Source organism: Desulfothermus okinawensis JCM 13304, assembly GCF_054654515.1.
The window spans coordinates 1-24,934 of record NZ_BAAIEW010000003.1; the positions used below are offsets into that span (position 1 = coordinate 1).

The window sequence follows — 24,934 nt, forward strand, 5'->3', positions numbered from 1 at the left end:
ATGATAAAATAACCTGAAAAAGGTGAAAGTCCTGTCTAAAAGAAAAATTTCCGTCCCACCATGCGTCCCACCATTTTTTTCTGCTTACCTTGAATTGTCTTGAACTATACTATACTTTAAAAGCCTTGTAAATAGAGGATTTATGGAGGGTTTTGTTTTTATTTAAACGGTGTGAAATCAATGATTCATGGAGACGAGGGGAGTTGAACCCCCGACCTCAGGCTTGCGATGCCCGCGCTCTCCCAACTGAGCTACGTCCCCAAAAGTCTTGAGTAATTCTATAGTTAGTTTTAGAAGCAGGTCAAGTGATTTTGTTACATATGGCACATTACCTTATGCTCCTTTTCTATTTCCTTTAATTGTGGAGGATTTTCACATTCTGGCCTTTTATAGGGACAGCGGTTTGAAAATAGACAACCATTAGATATTCCTCCCATAGGAGCATCTATTTTTTTGGGTGAAAACCTCTTTTTCTTTCCTGGTATTGAGTCTAAAAGGAGTTTTGTGTAGGGATGCATTGGATTTTTAAAAAGATCTTCTGTATAGGCGCATTCCACTACCTTTCCCATATACATAACATAGGTATAGTCACAAAAATAACCCACCAAATTTAGATCATGGGAAATAAAGATCAGGGAAAGTCCCATCTTTTCTTTTAGTTCTATTAACAGGTTTATAATTTGTGCCTGAACAGACACATCTAAGGCAGACACAGGTTCATCACACACAATGAGTTCAGGATTAAGGCTAATTGCCCTTGCAATACATATCCTTTGTCTCTGTCCTCCACTGAATTCATGGGGATATTTAAACGCACTGTCTCTGTATAGTCCCACCATTTCAAGGAGTTCAAAGACCTTGTTTATCCTTTGTTTCTTTGATTTATATAACTTACTTACGCCATCCATTAAAGTAGATTTAATGGTTAGCTTTGGATTTAATGAACTATATGGATCTTGAAACACAATTTGTACCTTTTTTCTAAATTCCTTTAACTGATTTTCTGATAGGTGTGTTATATCCCTTCCTTTAAACAGGATTTTCCCATGATCAGGTCTATAAAACCTCAAGATTGTCCTGGCCAGAGTGGATTTTCCGCAGCCACTTTCCCCAACAATCCCCACGATTTGATTTGATTTTACCCTTAAATCCACTCCATCTACTGCCTTAATATATCCAACAGTCTTTTTAAATATACCCTTTTGAACTGGAAAGTATTTTTTTATATTTTTAAGATGCAAAATATCCATATGTGACTTTAGATCAAATGGCACCTGGCCATGTGTTGTTTAGATATTTCCTTAAGCATAGGTCTTTTTTTTGTACAAATTTTTTTTTTGTACCTACATCTGGGATGAAAGGGGCAGCCCTCTGGCCTTTTTTCTGGTGATGGTACATATCCTGGTATTGGTGTTAGCTTTTTCCCCCTTTTGTTAAATTCAGGCATGGACTCTATTAGGCCTTTTGTATAAGGGTGATGAGGTGTGTTTAATACCTCATTTTTTGGTCCCTGTTCCACAATTATACCTGAATACATCACTATTACCCTGTCACCTACTTCAGAGACAACAGAGAGGTCATGGGTGATGTATATGCTTGATAAATTTTTTTTGACTTTTAGCTCTCTTAGCATCTCAAGTATCTCTGCCTGTATGGTTACATCAAGAGCAGTTGTTGGCTCGTCCAATATAACTATCCTTGGGGAAAGTAATATTGCCATTGCAATTAAGATCCTCTGTCTCTGTCCACCGCTTAACTGGTGGGGATATGCATACAATTTGTTCTCTGGCTCAGGGATTCTAACTTGGTTTAGTATATCAATACACATCTGTTTTGCAGTGCTTTTGTCCAAATCAGTGTGGGCTGAGATAATTTCTTCCAGTTGATCAAATATAGTAAATACTGGATTTAATGAAGTAAGGGGATCCTGGAAAACCATTGATATCTCTTTTCCCCTTAAATTCCTCAGATTATCTTCATCTAAATCAAGTAAGTTTTTTTTATTGTAATATATAAAGCCCCTGGCCCTGGCATTTTTTGGCATCAGTCCCATAATGGAGAGCGCAGTAAAGGTCTTGCCACAACCGCTTTCCCCTACAATGCAAAGGGTCTCCTTTTCTTTAAGAGAAAAGCTGATCTTGTCTATTATATTTATTTTTTTCTGGTACTTTAAGATTTCCACTTCAAGGTCTTTTATCCTTAATATGTCCTTCATCTCTATTGTATGTGTATGTGTTTCCATTATTCTCTGGCCTTTGGATTTAAAGCGTCCCTCAGCCCCTCACCAAAGAGATTAAAGGCGAGCACAACCACCAAAATGGCAATTCCAGGGATCAAAGTGAGCCAGGGTGCATCAAAGATGTAATATTTTCCTTCAGAGAGAATATTTCCCCATGTGGCGTGGGGTGGTGGGACACCAAATCCCAGAAAACTAAGACCTGCCTCAGTCAAGATTGCACTGGCAATCCCTATTGTAGCTGAGACCAGTACAGGGGTTATACCATTTGGGAGCATGTGTTTAAAAATTATCTTCCAGTCTGAGACTCCCAAGGCCTTTGCTGCTAAAACAAATTCCCTTTCTCTTAGAGATAAAAATTCTGCCCTTATAAACCTCGCTGTGCCCATCCAGCTTGTTAGACCAATGACTATCATTATATTGTATATACTTGGAGGGAGCAGTGCAACAACTGTTAGGATCAAAAAAAAGGATGGAAAACAGAGCATTATGTCAATTAAGCCCATTATAATTGAGTCCACTAAAATACTTATTCCAGTAAAAGATGTTTTAAAAAATATTTTTATTAATAGAAAAATAGAAAAAGTAGCTATAAAAAACATTCCTGCCATGGAGTGATAATTTTTTATTGTTATGCCCACAAGAAATATAATAAACAGAATAAAATAATCTAATGAGATTTTCTTGTTTCCATAATAACCTGCAATGCCCCCAATTATGATTCCAATAAATACTGAAATGGAAACCGCTACAAAACCAACGGTTAAGGATACCCATGCGCCTTGAAGCATTCTGGAAAATACGTCCCTGCCTAAGTGATCTGTACCAAAAATAAAGATACCAAAAGGCGGTATTTCATCTTTCTTTAAAATAGCTGGATCTGCTGGACTAAAAGGTGGAAGCAGTTTTGCTTCCAGCCTTACCTTTGCAGGATCAAAAAGGGGATGATTGGAAGAGGTGGCAAATAGTCCAAAGGCGGCTACAAAAAAAAATAAAATAAAAACCACCAATCCAAAAACAGCCAGTCTATTTTTTTTGAAGATATTCCAGAAATCGCCAAATGAAGAGCTATTTTTTCCATCCATGATTTCTTAATTTTTTTCCTGAGGTTATAGATAGTAACAGTAGTTGTCAATACATACATATACACAGACCACAGACACAGTGATTAGTGAATTTGACCTTGCCTTTTATAATAAAAAAAAATAGTCTCTCTAAAACGGTAGTTGATTATGGAAATTTTTGAAAAAATAAAAGGATTTCAGCCTGTTAGTTTGTGTGATTGGCCAGGTAAAGTTGCCTGTGTAATTTTTTTAGGAGGATGTAATTTTAGATGTCCAACCTGCCATAATAAAAAAATTGCCTTTTATCCTGAAAAGGTTCCCTCAATTGAGATAGATAGTATTTTTAGTTATCTGCAAAAAAAGAAAAACTGGCTGGATGGGGTGGTAATATCTGGAGGTGAGCCAACTATAGCACAAGATCTTGATATTCTTATAAAAGAAGTGAGGAAATTGGGATTTTCAGTTAAACTTGATACAAATGGCTCACACCCTGAAGTTATCTCCAGACTTTTGGATGGTAAATTGGTTGAACTCTTTGCAGTGGATGTTAAAGGACCATTTGAAAAGTATGGGGAGCTTACAGGAACTAAAATTGCCACCCAAAAGGTCAAAGAAAATTTTGAGTGGATTTTTAAATTAGCTCAGGAAAATCCCTCTAGGTTTCTGTTCAGGCTTACAAAGGTCCCTATTTTAACCAAAAAGGATATAGAGATAGCAAAAACTTACTTGCCTGGAGGATTTAATTTAAATCTTCAAGAATATCTTGATGTTACATGATAAATTTAAAAACCTACCTTGCTTTTTAATATGTGTTTGTGTAGGTATCTGTGTATGTGTCCTGTAACTTTTACAGACACAGATCACATACACAGAGAACTTTATAAAAAAGGGGGACAGCATATGTATATAGATGGGGTAGAGTCAAAATTTGATTCAAAGGTGAAGTCCTTAGACAAGCCCAAGCAGATAAAGAAAAGGGATGGACGCCTTGAGACCTGGGCCGTTGATAGGATTGCGAATGCCATTTTAAAGGCACTGAATGCCAGTGGGATCAAAGATCCCCTGCTGGCCAAAAGGCTGGCCATAAAGGTTGAGAAAAAGCTTTTGGGTATAGAGGTACCTGAACAGGAGCAGGTCCAGGATATGGTTGAGTTGGTATTAATGGAGAATCGACTTTATCATGTTGCAAAAAAGTACATTTTATATCGTGAACAGAGAAGACAATTAAGGTCCCAGACAGAGACCTTTTTAAATATAGGCCGTACCATTGATGACTATCTCTCAAAGGACGATTGGAGAGTTTCTGAAAATGCAAACATGGCCCATTCTTTTCAAGGGCTTATGCTCTATCTCTCTGGTTCTGTGCAGGCCAGGTATGCACTGGAAAAATATCCAGAGGAGATAAGGCTTGCCCATGAACATGGTTATTTACATATTCACGATTTATCTTTTGGCCTGGCAGGTTATTGTGCTGGGTGGAGCCTAAGGGACTTACTTTTAGAGGGATTTAATTTAGAAGGCAGGTGTTCTTCTGGTCCTGCAAAACACTTTGACTCTGCCCTTGGACAGATGGTTAATTTCCTTGGTACCCTACAGAATGAATGGGCAGGTGCCCAGGCCTTTAACAATATGGATACATATCTGGCTCCTTTTATCAGGAAAGATAAATTAAATTACAGGCAGGTAAAACAGGCAATACAAAAATTTATTTTTAATTTGAACACCACATCCAGGTGGGGAGGTCAATCCCCATTCACTAACCTTACATTTGATCTCATACCACCAGAGCATATTGCTAAAGAAGGAGTAATTTTAGATGGCCAGATACATGATAGCTGTTATGGTGAGTATGAAAAAGAGATGGAGATGATAAACAAGGCCTTTTTAGAGACCATGTTAGAAGGTGACTTTCATGGCAGGATATTCAGTTTTCCAATACCCACATACAATGTTACCAAGGACTTCCCCTGGGATAGTGAAGTTGGTGAACTTCTTTTAAAATTAACGGCCAAATATGGGGTCCCTTATTTTCAAAACTTTATTAATTCTGATCTTAGGCCAGAAGATGTGCGCTCCATGTGTTGCAGGCTTCAGATGGACCTTAGGGAACTTAGAAAACGCACTGGTGGATTGTTTGGAGCAGGCGATCTAACAGGCTCAATTGGTGTTGTTACCATAAATCTTCCAAAATTGGGATATCTTGCCCAGGGAGAAGAGGACTTTTTAGACCTTATTTCTGAATATGCAACCCTGGCCAAAGAATCCCTGGAATTTAAGAGGAAGTGGGTATCAGATAATCTGGATAAGAGAATGTTCCCTTTTTCCAAAAGATATTTAAAAAATGGTCTAAAGGGACATTTTTCTACGATCGGAATAGTGGGAGGACATGAAGCATGCTTAAACCTCCTTGGAAAAGGTATAGATACCCCTGCAGGTATCAGGCTCATGAAGAGGACCTTGGAACACTTAAGGGAGCTAACAATAAAATTTCAGGAAGAAACAGGTAATTTATATAATTTAGAGGCAACCCCTGCAGAAGGCACAAGTTATAGGTTGGCAAGGATAGACAAAAAACTCTATCAGGATATAATAACTTCCGGGGAAAAAGAGCCTTATTATACTAATTCCACATGTCTTCCTGTTAATTATACCCAGGATGTATTTGAGGCACTGGAACATCAAAATGAACTTCAGCCCCTATATACTGGTGGTACAGTATTTCATGTATATCTTGGGGAAGCAGTATCAGATCTAAATAGCCTTAAGAATTTTATTATAAAGGCAATGAGTAATACCAGGCTACCCTATATTTCCATCACTCCTACCTTTTCAGTATGTAAAGAACATGGGTATTTAAAAGGAGAGCATTTCAGGTGTCCAAAATGTGGACAGGAGGCTGAGGTGTATACAAGGGTTGTGGGTTATTATAGACCTGTTTCCATGTGGAATAAGGGAAAACAATCAGAATATATAGATAGGGTTACCTTTAGGATTTAGAATACCTTTAAAAATCCAGGAGCATATTATGAATTTTGTAATAATTGGAGGAGATGCAGCAGGTATGAGTGCTGCTTCCCGTGCCAAAAGAAAAAACAAAGATTTAAATGTAATTGTATTTGAAAGGACCTTTGATGTATCATACAGTGCATGCGGTATGCCATACAATATTGCTGATCCTGAGAGGGAGATAGATGATCTGATTGTTAGACGGGCTGAAGTCTTTAGGGAGAAACAGGAAATAGATTTAAGGGTTGGACATGAGGTAACTAAGATAGATCCAAAGAGTAAGAAAGTGTATGGACACTCCGTGGAGGGAGAGTTTGAACAGTCATATGATAAACTGCTAATTGCAACAGGTGCAAGGGCAGTTGTCCCAGATATCAAAGGAACAGATTTGGAAGGGGTATTTGTATTAAAGAGCCTTGAGCATGGAAGACAGATCAAAAACTACATAAAAGAGAAGAATGTCAAAAAAGTTGTTATAGTGGGAATGGGGTACATTGCCCTTGAGATGTGTGAGGCCCTACGAGCAAGGGAAATTGAAGTCTCAATGATAAAGCCCAATCCAAGATTTCTTCCAAAGATGGATGAGAAGCTCGCTGAGAGGATAAAAGAGACTGTTTTGTCCCATGGGGTGAAACTATATCCTGGAGCAGGTGTTAAGGGAATTGAAAAAAAGCAGGATGGACTTTTGGTGTTAAGTGATGACTTTTCCTTAGATACAGATATGGTTTTAATTGCAGTTGGAGTGGTGCCAAATAGCGAGCTTGCACAGGATGTTGGGCTTGAGCTTGGTGTTAAAGGAGCAATATCTGTTGATAGATATTTTAGGACATCTGATAAAGATATCTATTCTGCTGGAGATTGTGCTGACACATACAATGTGATCACAGGTAAAAAGATATATCATCCATTGGCCCTGCTGGCCAACAGGGGAGGGTGGATGGTTGCAGACAATGTGTTGGGAAATTCCAGGGAGTTTAGTGGAATTGTGGGAACTTCTGTTTTTAAGGTGTTTGAGCTACAGGTGGCCGCAACTGGACTCAATGAGAAACAGGCAAAAGACGCTGGTTTTGATCCAGTTTCCATTACCATTGATTCCCGGTCCAGGGCACACGGACATCCCGGTTCAAAGACGATTTCTGTACACATGGTGGCTGACAAAAAATCAGGTCGTCTTTTAGGTGCACAGATGGTGGGCGAAGAGGGTGTTGCCCACAGGATTAATTCCATTGCAGTGGCACTTCACGCCCACATGACAGTTGATGAATACTTTAACTGCGACCTTGCATATGCTCCACCTTTTTCACCTGTATGGGATCCAACACTTACAGCAGCAAATGTCCTTAAGAAGAAGTTGTAGATGATATAAGCTTTGACAAAAAGTAGCTTGCTTCTAATATTTCGTCCCTGAGCTCACTTTGTGTTATTAAGTCAAGGGACGAGAGATTTTGTTTGCGCTTTTCAAGATGCATAATTTTTTGCTTTAAATCCTCTATTAAGAAATCCCAATCAACGGATATGGTACGCATCTTTTTATCTTCTTCTCTTATTGAAGATGTAACTGCCTCTGGAACTAATTCGTATTCTTCAAGATAGTCGGGGATGTAGACATCAAAACCAAATTGTTCCTTTATTTTTTCTGCAAGTACCTTCTGGGATTCATATTCTCCATGTACCAAAAATACCTTCATTTTGGGATTTTTGAAGTTTTTTATCCATTCTAATATCTGTTTTTGGTCAGCATGGGCTGAAAAGCCGTTTATGGTGAATACCCTGGCCTTTACCTGAGTCTCTTCGCCAAAGATTTTTACTGACTTTGCGCCATCAACTATCCTTCTGCCCAAAGTGCCCTGGGCCTGAAATCCCACAAATACTATGCTTACACCAGGCTTCCATATATTGTGTTTTAGATGGTGTTTAATCCTTCCTGCATTTGCCATCCCACTTGCAGAAATAATAATTGCAGGGCCTTTTAATGAGTTTAGTTGAATGGAATCTTCAGTACTCAGGGCAAATTTTATATTTGGGAGTTTTAGGGGATTTTCTCCTTTTTTAAATAGCTCTTTGGATTCTTCGTCAAAATAACTGTGGTATTTATCAAAGATTTTTGTTGCATTAATTGCAAGGGGACTGTCCATATATACAGGTATTGAATCTGGAATTTTCCCCTGTTTTATGAGAAAGTAAAGAGAATATAAAATTTCCTGGGTCCTTTCCACAGCAAAGGCTGGGATAATTGTCTTTTCATTGTTGCTTATACTATAGTTAATTGCTTCAGCCAATTCATCTAAACTTGCTTCTTCATTTTTATGGAGTCTGCTGCCGTACGTGGATTCCACAAATAAAAAATCAGCATATTCTATTTTAGTTGGATCTTTTACAATAAATTGTTTTGGCCGACCAAGGTCTCCAGAAAAGACCACTTTAAATTCTTTATTATTCTCTTTAACATCCAACTCAATTATGGATGAACCGAGTATGTGTCCTGCATCGTGAAACTGCACCTCCAACCCTTCTATGGGAGAGAATCCTTTATCATAGCTGGTGGTTTTCATAAGTGGTATGGAATTGTCTGCATCAATTTCTGAATACAAGGGCTCAAGTAGGGGCTTTCCCTGTCTTTTTCTCTTTTGATTTTTCCATTCGATCTCAGTTGCCTGTACATGTGCACTATCCTTTAACATTATAGTTAAAAGATCCATGGTTGGGTGGGTTGTGTATATGTCTCCATTAAATCCATCTTTTACAAATTTTGGTATAAGTCCTGAATGGTCAATATGGCAGTGGGAAAGCAAGATAAATTCAATGTCTTTAATACCATATAAGTCAGTGTTGTAATTTCTTTCTTCTATCTCTTTGTTGCCCTGGTGTAGACCACAGTCAATACAAAATTTGTGTCCATTCAATTCAATCCTAAAGCAACAACCAGTAACTGTCCTTGCAGCACCTAGGAATTTTATCTTCATAAAATGACTCCTTTTTTATTCAGTGAAAAATATCCAACAATTTAATGTTCTCAATTAAAATATGTCAACTGCTTTTATTTAACTAAGGAGATAAAAAATTTGTTGAATTTCACAAATTGTGAGATTATATCTAACTAAGTAAACTTATCTTCTATATGCTCTTTTAACCTTAAAAAAGGGGGGACATTATGAAAAGGTTTTTTTCTATTATTCTGGCCTTATTGGTACTTTTATCTTTTTCTGAGGCAAGTTTTGCAAAAAAGATAATATTACGCGCCCAGTCAAGCTATCCTGCAGGACTTCCTCAACTTTATGAACCAGCAAAATATTTTTGCGATCTTATCTATAAGCTAACAGATGGGCAGGTAGAGGTGAAATTGTATCCCTCTGGTGCAATTGTTCCTCCAAAACAGGTATTGGATGCAGTGAATTCTGGTATTTTGGATATGGGCTTTACCTGGGCTGGTTGGTGGCAGGGTAAGTTTCCTGCTGCACCTTTATTTGGAAATTCCTATCCCAATGGAATGCAGATTAATGAGATGCTTGGATGGATTTTTAATGGTGGTGGACTTGAGCTATGGAATGAGATGTATAGGTCCCATGGATACAATGTAGTTGTTTTGCCTCCATATGGAATGCTTGGGTCTGAAAATTTTGCATGGTCCAAAAAGCCAATTAGATCCCTTGATGATTTTAAAGGACTGAAATTTAGAACAGTGGGAATTTGGGGAAAATGTCTGGAGAAATTGGGAGCACAGGTAATTAGCCTTGCAGGTGGAGAGGTGTATCCTGCCCTTGAGAGGGGTGTTATTGATGCAGCAGAGTTTGCCACACCTGCAATTGACAAAAAATTAGGATTTGAGGACATTTGCCCATACCTTATTGTCCCAGGTATCCATGAGCTTTGTGCACCACTGGAAACCTTAATAAATAAGAACAAATGGGAAAAACTGCCCAAAGATATAAAGGAAAAAATAAAGGTAGCACTCATGACCTCTTGCTTTACTGCAATTAATAAGGCATTAAAACAAGATGCTGAGGCAATGAGATACTTTTTATCAAATCCAAAGTTACATGTATCTAAACTTACTCCTAAGATGATAGAAGGTATTAAGACTATTGGAAATCAAGTTATGGGAGAGATAGCTAAAAAAGATCCCTTTTTTAAAAAGGTATGGACATCTCAAATAGAATATAGAAAGAAGGTAGAGCCATATGCTGATTTGATCAGACTTCCTTATCCTTATGCAGGAAGGTAAGAAATGAATATTATAGACAGGATTAATAAGTTTATTGTAAATCTCGTATCATACTTAGTAATAATCTTAATACTGGAACTTGTTTATGATGCTGTTATGCGATATGTATTTAATACTGCTGTTGAATGGTCATTTGATATATCCTATATTTTATATGGTGTTATTTTTATGTTGGCTATACCTCATGTTGACTATTTAAATCGACATGTTAGAATTGAAGTTATTTATAACAGACTTTCAAAAAAGTATAAAAATCTAGTTGATATTTTGGGATATATTTTTCTTTATATTCCAATTTCTCTTTCACTACTTGTCTATGGATATCAGTTCTTTTATACATCTTATAAGATAAAGGAAACATCAGGGGCAAGCATGTGGTCTCCTCCTATTTATCCATTTAAATTTATTATTCCATTAACGGGTCTGTTATTATTTTTACATACAATTTCCCAGTTATTTAAAATTGTTTGTCAGACTATAACTAAAGAAAAATAGAATTTAGAGGATTTCATGGCTATTTCAAACCACGTTCTCATCTGGATTTTATTTATAGGACTTTTTGTTGGGCTATTTTCAGGGCTACCAGTTGGATTTGTACTCCTTGGTATATCCATTGTTGTGGGAGTTATTGGATTTGGTAGCCCTTTTTTCTCCATGATGATGATGAGGGTGTTTGAGACAATGCACAACTACGTGCTTGTCTCTATAGTGCTTTTTATTTTTATGGGCATAATGCTTGAAAAATCAGGAGCAGGGGAGAGACTTTTTTCTTCCATGCATGTTCTCTTTGGAAGGCTTAGAGGGGGACTGGCCTTTGCAACTATAATTGTGTCAACAATAATGGCTGCAGCAACTGGCATTATGGGTGCACCTGTGATAATAATGGGACTATTTGCACTTCCTGAGATGTTAAAGAGGGGATATTCAAAGAGCCTTAGTTGTGGTACAATTTGTGCTGGGGGCACCCTGGGAATCCTTATTCCTCCAAGTATTATGCTGGTTGTGTATGGGCCTATGGCAGGTCTATCTGTGGGTAAGCTATTTTTAGGCGCTGTAATGCCTGGACTTTTATTATCATTTTTATATAGCATATATGTTCTTATACTCTGTCACTTAAAGCCAGAGATGGGGCCTGCTTTTGAGACAGGGGAGGTGGTGAGCTTTAAAAAGAAGTGTTATCTATTTTTTCACTCACTTATGCCAACCCTTTTTTTGATCTTAGCAGTTTTAGGTTCAATATTTTTTGGTATAGCTGCACCAACTGAGGCTGCTGCAATAGGAAGTTTTGCATCAATATTATTGGCTGTGTTGTATGGAAGGTTTAACCTTAAAATATTAAAACATGCGATCTTAGAGACAACTTATATATCCAGCATGATCCTTACAATAGTTGTGGGTGCCTTTGTGTTTACAGGGACTTTTATGCTGGTTGGTGGAGGTGACTATGTAGCAGGTATGCTGTTTTCAATCTCAAAAAATCCATGGGTTGTTTTATTTTTTATGGTCTTATGTTTTTTTATCTTTGGTATGTTTATGGAATGGGTTGGAATCGTCCCAATATTGGTTCCTATTTTTACCCCAATAATTAGCCAGCTTGGATTTGATCCCTTGTGGGCTGGAATCTTGTTTTGCGTTGCAATGCAGACCTCTTTTTTGACCCCTCCTATGGCCCCAGCCCTGTTTTATTTAAAGGGAGTGGCGCCAAAGGATGTGGATTTTGCAGATCACATAGTAAAAGGGGTTATTCCATTTATAATAATCCAGCTAATTTCCCTGATTATACTTGCCATTTTCCCAGAAATTGTTACCTTTTTACCTAATAGAATGTAATCTGTATCAGTTGGGTAGACCGTAGTTTAGGAGATCAGATTCCTGAAAAGTTTAACCAAGGAGTCTAAATATGGAAGAGTTAGCTGTAAAACAAAAGGTAAGTATGCTTGAAGACGCCTTAATGCAATTGGCCTATCAATCAAGGCTTACTGATATGAAACTTGCCAGATTAAGTGATGAGATGCTTGAATTCAAGAATGAAATGAAAGAATTTAAAAATGAAATGAAGGAATTTAAAAATGAAATGAGTACCTTTAAAAATGAAATGGAAAAAGAAGTCAAAAGGATGAATAAACAATGGGGAGAGCTGGCAAATAAAATGGGAACAGTTGTGGAGGATATAGTTGCTCCTGCTATTTCACCTGTTGTTAAAAAATATTTTAACTGTGATCCTGAGGAAATAGCCATAAGGGTCAAAAGAAAGAAAAATGGATTAAAGGATGAATTTGATGCTATTTGTGTATGCAAAAACAGGGTATTTTTATTTGAAGTAAAGAGCACACCCCGTCCAGAATATATATTTGAGTTTAAAGATAAAAAATCTAAAAGATTTTTAGAACTTTTTCCTGAACATAGAGATAAAGAATTGGTACTGATTTTTGCATCCCTTCGTCTGGAAGAGGATATTTTAAATCTTCTTACCAAACATAAAATATTTGGTATGGCATATAGGGAATGGGAATATATGGATATTTTAAATTTCCATGAGGTATCTAATGATGATAGTAAAAAGTAATAACAGGAGGTGATATATGGACTATTTAAGGGTTAAGGAAATGGTGGCAGATATTGGACTATCCATTGTAGACGAGGTTCCAGAGGAAGAGCTGGTAGTAATAGAGGATGAGAGCCGTGGAATTAAAGGCATGATAGTAGATTGTGAAGGTGATATTCTTATTATTGAGCAGCCCATTGGAAAGTTTTCTGAAAAATATTATAAGTGGTTTTTGGAGCAGAGTAGGTTCTTGCCATTTGGAGCCTTTGTATTGGACAACGAATCTGAGACTATTTTGTTCAGAAATACACTTAGGTTGGATACCCTTGACTTAGAGGAATTTGAATCAACAATTAACTCTTTAGAAATATTTTTTTCTGAACACGGTGATACATTAATAAAAATGTCCAGGGAAAATTAGCAGGAGGGAATATATGGGAATACTAAGTCGTTTTTTTAAGATTGGTCAGGCAGAGGCCCACCATCTAGCTGATAAGCTAGAAGATCCTGTAAAATTAACAGAGCAGGGAATAAGAGACTTAAAAAAGAATCTATCACAGGCAATGTCTGCCTTGGCTGAGGTCAAGGCATCAATGATCAGATTTCAGAGGGAAGCAGAAAACGAAAAAAAACGGGCGGTTGAATATGTAAAAAAGGCGGAGATATTATTGTCCAGGACTGCAAAAGGTGAAGTAGATCAGGCTGAAGCAGAAAAGCTATCTACTGAACTACTTGAAAAAGCAGAGAGATTTGATGCAAATGCAAAAAGACTTGAGCAGGAGGCAGAGGCCCAGAGAAAGATGGCAGACAATTTGAATATAAAGGTAAGGGAGCTCAAATCACAGATATCCAAGTATGAAGCGGAATTAAAGGCCCTAAAGGCCAGGGCTGCCACTGCCAAGGCAGTTAAAAAAGTAAATAAACAAATGGCAAAAGTAGATTCTAGTTCAACTATTTCAATGCTAGAGAGGATGAAACAAAAGGTTGAGGAAGAAGAGTCTTTAGCCCAGGCCTATGGAGATATTGTAGGTGAAGAAACTTCACTTGAAGATAAAGTAGATGATTTGATAAAGGAAGATAGATCTGCATCCCTGCAAAAATTAGAAGAGCTAAAGAAAAAGGTAGGACTTAGTTAATAAAAAAGGGCCCGTAAACGGGCCCTTTTAAAATTAGCCTTCAGCCATTTTCTTAAATAATTGATATCTGCTTTTTACCATTTCTTCCATGGCTTTCCAATAGTATTCAGCAAGTTCTGGTTTTGTACGTTTTAGAAGTTGATATCTATTTTCACCCTCTAAAAATTCCTTTAAAGAACCATCTGGTTCCTTTGAATCCAGGATAAAGGGATTTTTGCCTTCCCTTGCAAGCATTGGATTGTATCTGTAAAGGGGCCAGTATCCAGACTGTACAGCGAGCTTTTCTTCTTCCTGGGATTTGCCCATGCCTTTGAAAATACCATGGTTAATACATGGGGCATAAGCCAGGATAAGTGAAGGACCATTATATGCTTCAGCCTCAGTTAGGGCCTTGAGTAACTGGTTTTTGTTGGCTCCCATGGACACAGATGCAACATATACATAGCCATAGGTCATTGCCATCCTTCCAAGGTCTTTTTTAGGCGTGGTTTTACCAGCAGCTGCAAATTTTGCAATGGATCCAAGTGGTGTAGACTTGGATGATTGACCACCAGTATTTGAATAGACTTCTGTATCAAAGACAAAGATATTTATGTCTTCACCAGAAGCAAGGACGTGATCAACGCCTCCGTAACCAATATCATATGCCCAACCATCACCACCAAAGATCCAGAACGACTTTTTCACAAGTAAGTCTTCCATATCCCATATTGTGTTTAATATGGGATGGTCCATTTGCATTGGGAGTTCTTCTTTTATTTGTTCTGCATATTCCCTGGATTTTTCTGCATCATCTTTGTTTTCAAGCCATCCAATAAATGCCTCTTTTAGCTCAGGAGTAATATCAAGATTAAGTGCGGACTTGATTAACTCAGTTAAGTAGTCCCTCCTCTGTTTTACCCCAAGGAGCATTCCAAAGCCATATTCTGCTGCATCTTCAAATAGGGAATTGCCCCATGCTGGGCCGTGACCGTTTTTATTGGTGCAATAGGGAATAGATGGAGCAGTACCACCCCAGATAGAACTACAACCTGTTGCATTTGCAATGTACATCCTGTCCCCAAATAGCTGGGTAATGAGCTTTGCATATGGTGTTTCCCCACAACCAGCACATGCGCCTGAGAATTCTAAAAGTGGCTGCCTAAGTTGTGAACCCTTAACACTTGTCTTTGGTAGCAGATAGTCCTTAGGTTCCAGGGATACAGCAAATTCCCAATTTGGTGCTTCTTTGTCCTTTTGTGTAAAAATGGGCTTCATGACCAGGGCCTTTTCTTTGGCAGGGCAGACTTCTACGCAACTACCACATCCCAGACAATCTAAAGGACTTACCTGTATGCGGAAATGATATCCTTTTAGTTCTTTGCCCTTGGCTGGGGTAGTCACAAATCCATCAGGTGCAACTTGCTTTTCCTCATCTGTTAAAAGAAATGGACGGATTGCTGCATGGGGACATACAAATGAGCACTGATTACACTGGATACAATTCTCAGGTATCCATTCAGGGACATTAATTGCAACCCCCCTCTTTTCATATTTAGAAGTACCCAATGGGAAGGTTCCGTCTGGTTCAAATCTGCTAACTGGAAGAGTATCTCCTTTTAATGCAGCAATGGGCCTCAATACATTTTCAACAAATTCTGGTTCATCCCTATATTCTGCAGCTTCGTCCAAAAGTTCAGCCCATGATTCTGGATATTTGATTTCAACTATCTTATCAATGGCCCTATCCACTGCCTCTATGTTCATATTTACAATTTTTTCGCCTTTTTTCCCATATGTTTTCTTAATGGAATCCTTTAAAAGATCTATAGCCTCATCAATTGGAAGCACATTTGAGAGTTTGAAAAAAGCAGTCTGCATTATCATATTTATCCTGTTCCCAAGTCCAACTTCATTTGCAATCTTGACTGCATCTATGTTGTAGAATTTGATTTTCTTCTGCGCTATTGTCTTTTTCAGGGAATTGGGCAGATTTTTTTCCATGTCTTCAACACTATTCCATGGAGAGTTCAAAAGAAAGGTACCACCTTCTTTTATGCCTTCTAATACGTCATATAGATGTACATATGATGGTTGATGACAGGCAACATAGTCTGCATTTGTGATCAAATAGGTGGATTTTATGGGTTCTTTTCCAAATCTCAGGTGGGACACTGTGTATCCACCTGACTTTTTGGCGTCATATGCAAAGTATCCCTGGGCATACAGGGGAGTGTTATCGCCAATGATTTTAATGGCGCTTTTGTTTGCCCCCACTGTTCCATCAGAACCAAGTCCCCAGAATTTACACTGTACAGTTCCAGGTGGTGTGGTATCTCCAATATCCTCCTCATATTCCAGGGATAATCTGGTAACGTCGTCAACAATACCTATTGTGAAGTGATTTTTAGGACCAGCCTTTTTCATGTTGTCAAAGACTGCCTTGGCCATTGCAGGGGTAAAATCTTTAGAGCCCAGGCCATACCTTCCACCAAGGATAAGGGGCATCTCGCCCTTTTCCATAAATACTGTACATACATCTTCATATAAAGGTTCTCCAAGGGAACCAGGCTCCTTTGTCCTATCTAAAACAGTAATTGTTTCAACACTATTTGGCAGGGCCCTCAAAAAGGCCTCCTTTACAAATGGCCTGTACAGTCTCACTTTAATAAGACCAACCCTCTCACCTCTATCCAGTAAGTGATAAATAATTTCTTCCAGTGTTTCACATGCAGATCCCATTGCCACAACAACCCTATCTGCCTCAGGATGTCCAACATAGTCAAAAAGGTTGTATCTTCTGCCAGTTAACTCTGCCACTTTTTTCATATTGTCTTCAACCATTCCAGGAAGTTCCATATAGAAAAAATTACAGGCTTCTCTATTCTGGAAAAAGATGTCAGGGTTTTGGTTTGTTCCCCTCAAATTTGGGTGCTCAGGGTTCATTGCCCTTTCTCTGAAATCATCAATTGCCTTGTAGTTAACAATTGATGCTATGTCTTCGTAATCAATTACATGTACCTTTTGGATCTCATGAGAAGTCCTAAAACCATCAAAAAAATGAAGGAATGGGATACTTGACTCAATGGCGGCAAGATGTGCAACAAGGCCTAAATCCATAACTTCTTGAACAGAAGAAGAACAAAGGAGGGCAAAACCTGTTTGCCTCACAGCCATAACATCTGAATGATCTCCAAAAATGGAAAGGGCGTGGGAAGCTATTGAACGTGCAGTTACGTGAAATACCCCTGGCAGAAGCTCTCCAGCTATTTTATACATATTGGGAATCATTAATAGAAGTCCCTGGGATGCTGTGAATGTGGATGTTAATGCACCTGCTGCAAGGGATCCGTGGACAGCACCAGCAGCACCTGCCTCTGACTGCATTTCCCTGATTAGCACTTTCTGTCCAAAGATATTTGTTCTGCCCTGGGCAGCCCATTCATCGCATATTTCGCCAATTGGCGAAGAAGGTGTAATTGGATAAATTGCTGCAACATCACTTAAAGCATAGGCCACGTGGGCCGCTGCAGTATTACCGTCAATGGTTTGCATTTTTTTACTCATGATAAAACTCCTTAGGTCCATTTTTTTATATAAATTTTGAAGAACTTTAACGGTATTTACAACCATGGTCAATATCTAATTTTAAGATTGTCTCGTAAGTTGATACACAAAATCAAAAGCCCTCCTCCAGAGGTGGATTTATAATGCACGGGGGTAGTGTGGATATATCTGCAAGCTTTATATTTTTTATTTCTTTTATATGGGTTTTGTTTCCCTTGATTTTAATTCTATCCTCCACAAGCCATGATATGGCCTGGGGGAAAATCCTGTGTTCTATTTTTAATATCCTATTTGCTAGATCCTCTCTAGTGTCATCTTTATTTACTATTGTTGCTCCCTGGATTATTATTGGTCCGTGATCCACCTTCTCATCCACAAAATGTACTGTTGCTCCTGATATTTTTACTCCATGGTCAATGGCCTGTCTCTGTCCATCTACTCCCTTAAAACTGGGCAAAAGCGCTGGGTGAATATTTAATATCTTGTTTTTGTAATTGGATATAAAATGGTCTGTTATAACTCTCATATAACCAGCCAGAATGACGAAATCCACTCTATATCTCTTCAATATTTCAAGTAATTCTTGTTCGTGATCTTTTCTCGTTTTGTAGAGTTGGTGGTCAATAAAAAAAGCTGGAATGTTCTCTTTTTTTGCCCTAACCAGTCCATAGGCATCTTTTACATTGGATACCACAACAGCTATTTCAGCCTTTAGTACCCCCCTTTTTATTGAATCAATTATAGACTGTAAGTTTGTACCACTGCCTGATATTAGAACCCCTAATTTTTTTTTCATTTTAATCTCCATTTTGATGATATTATTGGAAGGGATAAAGGTGGCATCTACAAATAAAAATAAATACTTAAAAAAAATTTATTTTGTTGTCAAAGTGGTAAGCATATGATTTGATTGGTTTACAAGGGAGGGAAAAAAAAGTATTATTGATATATTAACATGGTGGATAAAATGAACAAGAATGAAAAATGTATATTGATAAATATGAATTTTGGTCATTTTTTGAGCCATTTTAATATGCTGGTCTTCCCTGGACTGGTAATACCACTCTCTATTTATTTGAAAATGGACATCAAGGATATCTTGCCCCTATCTTTTTACATGTATCTTTTATTTGGCCTGAGTGCCCTTCCCTGGGGGATTTTGGGAGATAAAATAAGGGCAAAAAAACTCATGTACTTTTTTTATCTTGGAGCAGGTCTTTGTGCTATTTTTGCAAGTATTTTTCTTGAAAATACTATGTTGTTTTCTTTGTTTTTAGGGGGTGTTGGATTTTTTTCAGGGATTTACCACCCAATTGGACTTGGGATCATATCAAAGGGCATCTCGAGAATGAGCCTGGCCCTTGGAATAAATGGTATGTTTGGAAATATTGGACTTGCCTTTGCCCCTATTTTGGCAGGAATTGTGAACTATCTATATGGGGTAAAAGCCAGTTTTTTCGCACTGGGTGTTTTAAATTTATTGGGTTTTTGTTTTATGGTCTTTCTTCCATTTGAAGATCACTATGAAACCAGCGGAGAAGACACACCAAATGGTCATGATGGGAACTCCATGTTGTATCCTTTTGCCATTTTATGTATATGTATGATGATAGCAGGGGTTATATATAGGGGAAATACAGTCATTCTCCCCACATATTTTGAACTCAAGAATAAATATCTATTGTCAATGCTGGATAAACTAAATTTTCCATTCTTGACTTCTAACGTAGTAGCTACCACTACAACAGCTATTGTATTTTTGTTTGGAATGTTAGGACAACTTGTGGGAGGGATATTTGCTGAACGACATGACCCCAAACACGGTTATCTATTGTTTCATTTTATCTTGATATTTATTGCCATCTTAATGGCTCATATTACTAATATTTCCCTTGTTATAGCTGCCATTAGTTACTTTTTCTTCCTGCTTGGGATACAGCCAATGGAGAATACTCTGGTGGCTAGGTTTACACCAGAGAAAATGAGACACAAAGGTTATGGTGCAAAGTTTATTTTGACCTTTGGTGTTGGATCATTTGCAGTATATATTGTTAAGTATATAAAAGAGTTTTTCCCCCTCCACTATGTATTTTACTTTTTTTCTATATGTTCATTTTTTTTAGTACTATTAATCTTGTATCTGATAAAGCTCACAAATAAAAAAGGATGTACTCAATCATGAAAAAGGTATTATGGCTAATATTTTTTGTTTTTATTTTTTAAACAATGTTTAATTGTAAAAGTGTTTTTCAATCTTATTAACAGTAAAGGAGGAGATTATGGCGGACAAGAAAAAACAGTCCAGGAGGTCTTTTTTAAAAAAGGCTCTTGTAACTTCAGCAGCAACTGCAACAGTTGTGGCATCCACAGGTCCTTTTGTTCATGCAAAAAAGACATATTCGTGGAGAATGGTCACCACCTGGCCTCCCCATTTTCCTGTTTTGGGGGAAGGTGCTGATTTAATGGCAAAGTGGATAGAGGAAATGTCTGGGGGCAGACTGAGGATTCATGTTTATGGTGGTGGCGAGTTGGTACCTCCTCTCCAGGCATTTGATGCTGTATCTCAAGGTATGGTGGAAATGGGGCATGGAGCTTCTTACTATTGGGCAGGGAAGTCCCCAGCGACCCAGTTTTTTGCAGCAGTACCTTTTGGAATGAATGCCCAACAGATGCATGCCTGGTTATATGGCGGCGATGGAATGAAGCTCTACAATGAATTGTATGCGCAGTTCAATTTAAGGCCATTTCCAGCAGGGAATACAGGAGTACAGATGGGAGGATGGTTTAATAAAAAGATCAATTCCATACATGATTTTAAAGGACTTAAGATGAGGATTCCTGGTCTTGGTGGGAAGGTTATAGCCAAGGCTGGGGCAAGTGCAATTTTGTGTGCTGGTGGTGAAATTTATACCAATCTGGAAAGGGGAGTTATAGATGCAACAGAATGGGTTGGCCCATACCATGACTATTTAATGGGTTTTTATAAGGTGGCAAAATACTACTATTATCCTGGGTGGCATGAGCCAGGTACAATGCTTGAGTGCTTTGTAAATAAAAAGGCATATGAAAAACTGCCAAAAGATCTTCAGGCAATAATTAAGAGTGCAGCTGCCAGGTCTAATATATGGATGCTCTCAGTATTTGAGGCCAAAAACAACATGTATTTGCAAAAAATGATAAATGAACATGGTGTAAAGTTGATTCAGTTTCCAGATGATGTTTTAATTACACTCAAAAAATACGCCAATGAAACTATTGATGAAATTGTTTCAAAGGACAAGGCCAGTAAGAAGGTTTATGAGAATTTCCTTAACTTTAAAAAGAATGTCACTTCATGGGCAAAGATTTCTGAGATTGCCTATTACAAGGCCCTTCAACTTTAAAAAAGGATTGGGGGAGGAAACTCCCCTTTTTTTATAAGACACAATCAGGTGATCACAAATGCCCACAGTTATAGTGATTATTCGAAGATTTTTTGAATACATTGTACGCGAAAAACTCCATAGACTATTTATACTTGTAATTGCAGTTATCTTTTTGGGGAGTTTTGCCTTTGCATTTGTTGAAAAGAATATGAGCATATTGGGAGCCCTATGGTGGGCAGTTGTTACTGTTACCACTGTGGGATATGGAGATATCACCCCGTCTACCCTGGGAGGTAAGATCATCGGGGTAGTGATCATGTTTTTTGGAATAGGTCTAACAGGCATCCTCACAGCCACATTGGCAGGTTTTTTTATTGAGGAGAGGGATATGGCAAAAAAAGGTCTAAAGGATATAAGAGAAACAATGCATTTTATTATCTGCGGATGGAATATAAGGGGAGAGGAGATTTATGAAGAATTTAGAGCAGATATAAAGACTCAAAATAAACCAATAGTATTAATTGCTGATCTTGACCAGTCTCCTAAACCAGATGACAATCTATTTTATTTTGTGAAGGGAGAGCCAGATAAAGACACCTTAAAAAAGGCCAATTGTAAACATGCAGACACTGTGATTGTACTTTTAGACGATAAATTAGACCCATATTCCCAGGATGCCAAGGCCATATTGAATACATTGACCATAAAATCTTTGTATCCAGATTGTTATGTATGCGTTGAGTTGCTGGATAGTAAGAATTTAGAGCATCTAAAAAATGCAAAGGCAGATGAGATTATAGTGGGGGGGGAGATTAGTTCCAAGCTACTGGTACAGGCAGCATTGGATCATGGGGTGACAGAGATTGTAAGTGAGCTCATTTCAAATAGGTATGGAAATGAATTTTATTTGACTAAGGTTCCTTCTAATCTTGTTGGAAAAAATTTTTTAGACGCCCTTATGTTACTTAAAAAAGAACACAATATACTCTGTCTGGGAATTTTTGATCATTCAAATAGTACATATCTAGCCAATCCATCCCATGATTTTGTCCTAAATGAAAGAGACAAGCTGGTGGTTATCGCAAATACTCGTCCAGAGTTTGATTAATAAAAAATTATAGGAATAGTTGTTTTCGCATGTATATTTTTATTCACAAGCAATTGCCTTGACATCTACAGGAAAGTCCTTAACACTACTTATCCATCAAATTTATTATAGTTGGAGGTATGTCTTGGTATGACCAGAAAAGACAGGACAGAGGGAATCTACAGTCGTCTTGAGGTGTTAGACGAGTCAGAGAGAAAGCAGTTTTACAGGATACACCTAAAGGAACTTTTGCAATATGCATACAGGTATTCAGAGGAAGTAAAAAAACGTTTTGACAGGGCACAATTTGATGTAAATAAGTTCAAAGATCTATCAGACATCAAACACATACCAATCTTAAAGAAAAAAGAGCTTATTTTTCTCCAATCAATGGGACCACGACTTGGTGGGCTACTTACAAAGGATTTGGGTAAGATGAGACGTATATTCATGTCTCCAGGTCCAATATTTGATCCTGAAGACCGCAAGCCAGATTATTGGGGGTGGACAGAAGGATTTTATGCTGCTGGTTTTAGGACTGGTGATATTGTCCAGAATTGTTTTAACTATCATTTAAATCCAGCGGGACTCATGTTTGAAGAACCTCTCAGGAATTTAGAGTGTGCAGTTATTCCAGCAGGTCCTGGAAATACCAATACCCAGTTGGAGATCATGAAAAAGCTAAAGGTTACTGGATATGTGGGTACCGCCAGCTACCTTTCCCATATTGCACAAAAGGGTGAAGATATGGGAATTAATTTAAGAAAGGATCTGTCTTTGGAAGTGGCATTTGTAACTGCTGAGAAGTTGTCTGAAAAAGTGAGGAGTACCCTTGAAAAAAAATTCGACCTTATAATGAGACAGGGATATGGAACTGCAGATGTGGGGTGTATTGGATACGAATGCTACCACAAAAATGGACTTCATATTTCATCAAAGGTTTATGTGGAAATATGTCACCCTGATACAGGGATTCCATTAAAAGAAGGTGAAGTAGGGGAAGTTGTTGTAACAGGTCTTAACAAGACATACCCTTTAATCCGTCTGGCCACTGGAGACTTATCATATATTGAACGAGGGACATGTCCTTGTGGTAGGACTTCTCCAAGGCTAGGAGGGATAATTGGACGTGTGGATACAACAGCCAGGATAAAAGGATTATTTGTGTATCCACATCAAATCGAACAGGTAATAACTAGATTTGACGAGATTAAGAGATGGCAGCTTGAAGTTACAAATGAAGGTGGAATAGATGAGGTTACCTTATATGTTGAAGCTACGGAGTTTAAGAGAAAAGATGAATTATTACATACTTTTAGAGAAAAAATTAAAATCAGGCCAAATTTGAAGATAGTACCTCCAGGCACTTTGCCTCCAGAAATCAGACCAATAAATGACAAAAGAAGGTGGGAATAAAAACTAAAGGGTGTTATCTTTTATATAACCCAAGTTTATCGTTTTGATAAACTTGGGTTATATATTTAGGAAAAATTTCAGAATAACCCTTCTTTATTGTTGCTTAACTTTATAGTCTCTCTTTACAGCAGAAAACTTAATTTCCATCCCGTCAATAGCTGCAATGGTATTTTTAAAGATCTTTTTTGCTTCTTCTTCAAAGGGCTCATTGCTACTATATCTCTGTGAGAAATGAGTGAGAATGAGTTTATCTACCTCACTTTTTTTTGCAATTTCAGCTGCTTGTGAGGCAGTTAGGTGATTGTAATTTTCAGCAAGGTCCTTTTCTGTTGAAAGATAAGTGGATTCACACACCAAAATATCGGCATTTTTTGCTATTTTGTATGTGGTATCACACATCTTTGTGTCCATAATATAGGAAAAGATCTGGGTCTTTTTGGGTACTGCCACTTCTTGTAAAAAGATCCTTTTCCCTTTAAATTCAACTGTACCTTTGTCCTTTAAATCTCCAATTGCCTGTGGTGGGAAATCTTTTGGTAACTTGGATGGGATTACGTTCCATCTAGGTGGATCACATATACGGTATCCATAACAATCAATTCCATGGTCCAGTTTGTATGCATACACCAAAATTTCCCCTGAGATTTCCACTGGTCCCTCACTTTTCACTGGCCTTGGAATAATATTGAGATTGTTGTGAAATATAGCTGCATTTATGAGATTTCTTAAAAAAATCTCTCCCTCTTTTGGGTATATTATTTCCACAGGATGTTTTATTTGATTGAGTGAAAGCCTCTGGATTATTCCAGGTAAACCAAGGCAGTGATCCCCGTGGAAGTGGGATATAAAGATTTTTTTTATTCTATTTATTGGAACCTTAAATTTAATTATCTGACGTTGCGTTCCTTCTCCAGGATCAAATAAAAAGTCCTCTTTATCCCATCTTAGAAAAAGTCCCACATGATTCCTAAAGGTACTGGGAACCTGTGAAGCTGTTCCCAGTACCACCAGTTTTTTTTGGCCCATTTAGTCTTGATCCACAACTATCAGTTGATATTCTTTTTTGTGTTTTTTAGATGCAGCAGCAACTAAGACCCTTAGTGCTTCTATCATCTTCCCCCTTTTGCCTATAACCTTACCCATGTCCTCCTTGGCCACTTTTAGTTCTAGAAGAGGCATGCGTACATTCTCTAAATTTTCCTCTATTACTACCTCTTCTGGCCTGTCCACAATTTCCTTTACAAGCTTTTCAACAAATTCTTTCATCACTATCCACTCTCTTGTTAAAGGTGAGACAAAAAAGAGCCAAAA

21 protein-coding genes and 1 tRNA gene are annotated in these 24,934 nt (G+C 37.8%); 13 read left to right on the top strand and 9 right to left on the bottom strand.

What is annotated here, in order from left to right; genetic code table 11:
* Window positions 1-188 precede the first annotated feature (188 nt).
* From ACYQ0O_RS01790 to ACYQ0O_RS01805, 4 genes are all read right to left on the bottom strand, one after another.
* A tRNA-Ala gene (locus tag ACYQ0O_RS01790) sits at window positions 189-261 on the bottom strand.
* Between the two features lie 53 nt (window positions 262-314).
* Window positions 315-1,250, bottom strand: coding sequence for an ABC transporter ATP-binding protein (locus ACYQ0O_RS01795; RefSeq protein WP_459890089.1), 936 nt, complete (start codon window positions 1,248-1,250; stop codon window positions 315-317).
* 8 nt (window positions 1,251-1,258) lie between these two features.
* Window positions 1,259-2,215, bottom strand: a complete 957-nt coding sequence (locus ACYQ0O_RS01800; RefSeq protein WP_459890091.1) for an ABC transporter ATP-binding protein — start codon at window positions 2,213-2,215, stop codon at window positions 1,259-1,261.
* Between the two features lie 26 nt (window positions 2,216-2,241).
* Window positions 2,242-3,321 (bottom strand): ABC transporter permease, encoded by a 1,080-nt coding sequence (locus ACYQ0O_RS01805; RefSeq protein ID WP_459890093.1) that lies wholly within the window; start codon window positions 3,319-3,321, stop codon window positions 2,242-2,244.
* Between the two features lie 147 nt (window positions 3,322-3,468).
* Here ACYQ0O_RS01805 and ACYQ0O_RS01810 point away from each other — a divergent pair, with 147 nt between their 5' ends.
* From ACYQ0O_RS01810 to ACYQ0O_RS01820, 3 genes are all read left to right on the top strand, one after another.
* On the top strand, window positions 3,469-4,077 hold the full coding sequence (locus tag ACYQ0O_RS01810; RefSeq protein ID WP_459890095.1) for an anaerobic ribonucleoside-triphosphate reductase activating protein: 609 nt from the start codon (window positions 3,469-3,471) through the stop codon (window positions 4,075-4,077).
* A 123-nt stretch (window positions 4,078-4,200) separates the two neighbouring features.
* Window positions 4,201-6,297, top strand: a complete 2,097-nt coding sequence (locus tag ACYQ0O_RS01815) for a ribonucleoside triphosphate reductase (protein WP_459890097.1) — start codon at window positions 4,201-4,203, stop codon at window positions 6,295-6,297.
* 28 nt (window positions 6,298-6,325) lie between these two features.
* On the top strand, window positions 6,326-7,663 hold the full coding sequence (locus ACYQ0O_RS01820) for an FAD-dependent oxidoreductase (RefSeq protein ID WP_459890099.1): 1,338 nt from the start codon (window positions 6,326-6,328) through the stop codon (window positions 7,661-7,663).
* Here ACYQ0O_RS01820 and ACYQ0O_RS01825 read toward each other — a convergent pair.
* Complete coding sequence (locus ACYQ0O_RS01825; protein ID WP_459890101.1) at window positions 7,647-9,269, bottom strand: MBL fold metallo-hydrolase RNA specificity domain-containing protein; 1,623 nt, start codon at window positions 9,267-9,269, stop codon at window positions 7,647-7,649. The genes ACYQ0O_RS01820 and ACYQ0O_RS01825 overlap by 17 nt on opposite strands.
* Window positions 9,270-9,457: 188 nt before the next feature.
* Here ACYQ0O_RS01825 and ACYQ0O_RS01830 point away from each other — a divergent pair, with 188 nt between their 5' ends.
* The 6 genes from ACYQ0O_RS01830 (at window position 9,458) to ACYQ0O_RS01855 (ending at window position 14,209) form a co-directional block, all read left to right on the top strand.
* The gene (locus tag ACYQ0O_RS01830; RefSeq protein WP_459890103.1) at window positions 9,458-10,528 is read left to right on the top strand and encodes a TRAP transporter substrate-binding protein; all 1,071 of its coding nucleotides are present in this window, start codon (window positions 9,458-9,460) and stop codon (window positions 10,526-10,528) included.
* A gap of 3 nt (window positions 10,529-10,531) precedes the next feature.
* Window positions 10,532-11,023, top strand: coding sequence for a TRAP transporter small permease subunit (locus ACYQ0O_RS01835; protein WP_459890105.1), 492 nt, complete (start codon window positions 10,532-10,534; stop codon window positions 11,021-11,023).
* A gap of 15 nt (window positions 11,024-11,038) precedes the next feature.
* Window positions 11,039-12,358 carry a TRAP transporter large permease gene (locus ACYQ0O_RS01840; RefSeq protein ID WP_459890107.1) on the top strand — a complete coding sequence of 440 codons (1,320 nt, stop codon included), beginning with the start codon at window positions 11,039-11,041 and terminating at the stop codon, window positions 12,356-12,358.
* A 70-nt stretch (window positions 12,359-12,428) separates the two neighbouring features.
* A complete protein-coding gene (locus tag ACYQ0O_RS01845) occupies window positions 12,429-13,094 on the top strand; it encodes a hypothetical protein (RefSeq protein WP_459890109.1) in 666 nt (221 codons plus the stop codon).
* A 16-nt stretch (window positions 13,095-13,110) separates the two neighbouring features.
* Window positions 13,111-13,494, top strand: a complete 384-nt coding sequence (locus tag ACYQ0O_RS01850) for a hypothetical protein (protein WP_459890111.1) — start codon at window positions 13,111-13,113, stop codon at window positions 13,492-13,494.
* A gap of 13 nt (window positions 13,495-13,507) precedes the next feature.
* On the top strand, window positions 13,508-14,209 hold the full coding sequence (locus tag ACYQ0O_RS01855) for a PspA/IM30 family protein (protein ID WP_459890113.1): 702 nt from the start codon (window positions 13,508-13,510) through the stop codon (window positions 14,207-14,209).
* Window positions 14,210-14,242: 33 nt separating this feature from the next.
* Here ACYQ0O_RS01855 and nifJ read toward each other — a convergent pair whose 3' ends face one another.
* Together nifJ and purN are read right to left on the bottom strand one after the other, a co-directional pair.
* A complete protein-coding gene (gene nifJ, locus ACYQ0O_RS01860) occupies window positions 14,243-17,755 on the bottom strand; it encodes a pyruvate:ferredoxin (flavodoxin) oxidoreductase (RefSeq protein WP_459890115.1) in 3,513 nt (1,170 codons plus the stop codon).
* Window positions 17,756-17,867: 112 nt separating this feature from the next.
* On the bottom strand, window positions 17,868-18,551 hold the full coding sequence (purN, locus tag ACYQ0O_RS01865; RefSeq protein WP_459890117.1) for a phosphoribosylglycinamide formyltransferase: 684 nt from the start codon (window positions 18,549-18,551) through the stop codon (window positions 17,868-17,870).
* A gap of 171 nt (window positions 18,552-18,722) precedes the next feature.
* Here purN and ACYQ0O_RS01870 point away from each other — a divergent pair, with 171 nt between their 5' ends.
* From ACYQ0O_RS01870 to ACYQ0O_RS01885, 4 genes are all read left to right on the top strand, one after another.
* Complete coding sequence (locus ACYQ0O_RS01870) at window positions 18,723-19,937, top strand: MFS transporter (protein ID WP_459890119.1); 1,215 nt, start codon at window positions 18,723-18,725, stop codon at window positions 19,935-19,937.
* A 97-nt stretch (window positions 19,938-20,034) separates the two neighbouring features.
* Window positions 20,035-21,138: a TRAP transporter substrate-binding protein gene (locus ACYQ0O_RS01875; protein ID WP_459890121.1), complete on the top strand. Its 1,104-nt coding sequence runs from the start codon at window positions 20,035-20,037 to the stop codon at window positions 21,136-21,138.
* Window positions 21,139-21,196: 58 nt separating this feature from the next.
* Window positions 21,197-22,228: a potassium channel family protein gene (locus ACYQ0O_RS01880; protein WP_459890123.1), complete on the top strand. Its 1,032-nt coding sequence runs from the start codon at window positions 21,197-21,199 to the stop codon at window positions 22,226-22,228.
* A gap of 129 nt (window positions 22,229-22,357) precedes the next feature.
* Complete coding sequence (locus ACYQ0O_RS01885; RefSeq protein WP_459890124.1) at window positions 22,358-23,623, top strand: phenylacetate--CoA ligase family protein; 1,266 nt, start codon at window positions 22,358-22,360, stop codon at window positions 23,621-23,623.
* A 93-nt stretch (window positions 23,624-23,716) separates the two neighbouring features.
* Here the strand turns inward: ACYQ0O_RS01885 and rnz are convergent, their stop codons facing one another.
* Both rnz and ACYQ0O_RS01895 read right to left on the bottom strand, forming a co-directional pair.
* Window positions 23,717-24,649, bottom strand: coding sequence for a ribonuclease Z (gene rnz / locus ACYQ0O_RS01890; RefSeq protein WP_459890125.1), 933 nt, complete (start codon window positions 24,647-24,649; stop codon window positions 23,717-23,719).
* Window positions 24,650-24,889, bottom strand: coding sequence for a KH domain-containing protein (locus ACYQ0O_RS01895; protein ID WP_459890126.1), 240 nt, complete (start codon window positions 24,887-24,889; stop codon window positions 24,650-24,652). It lies immediately after the preceding gene.
* Window positions 24,890-24,934: the final 45 nt, after the last annotated feature.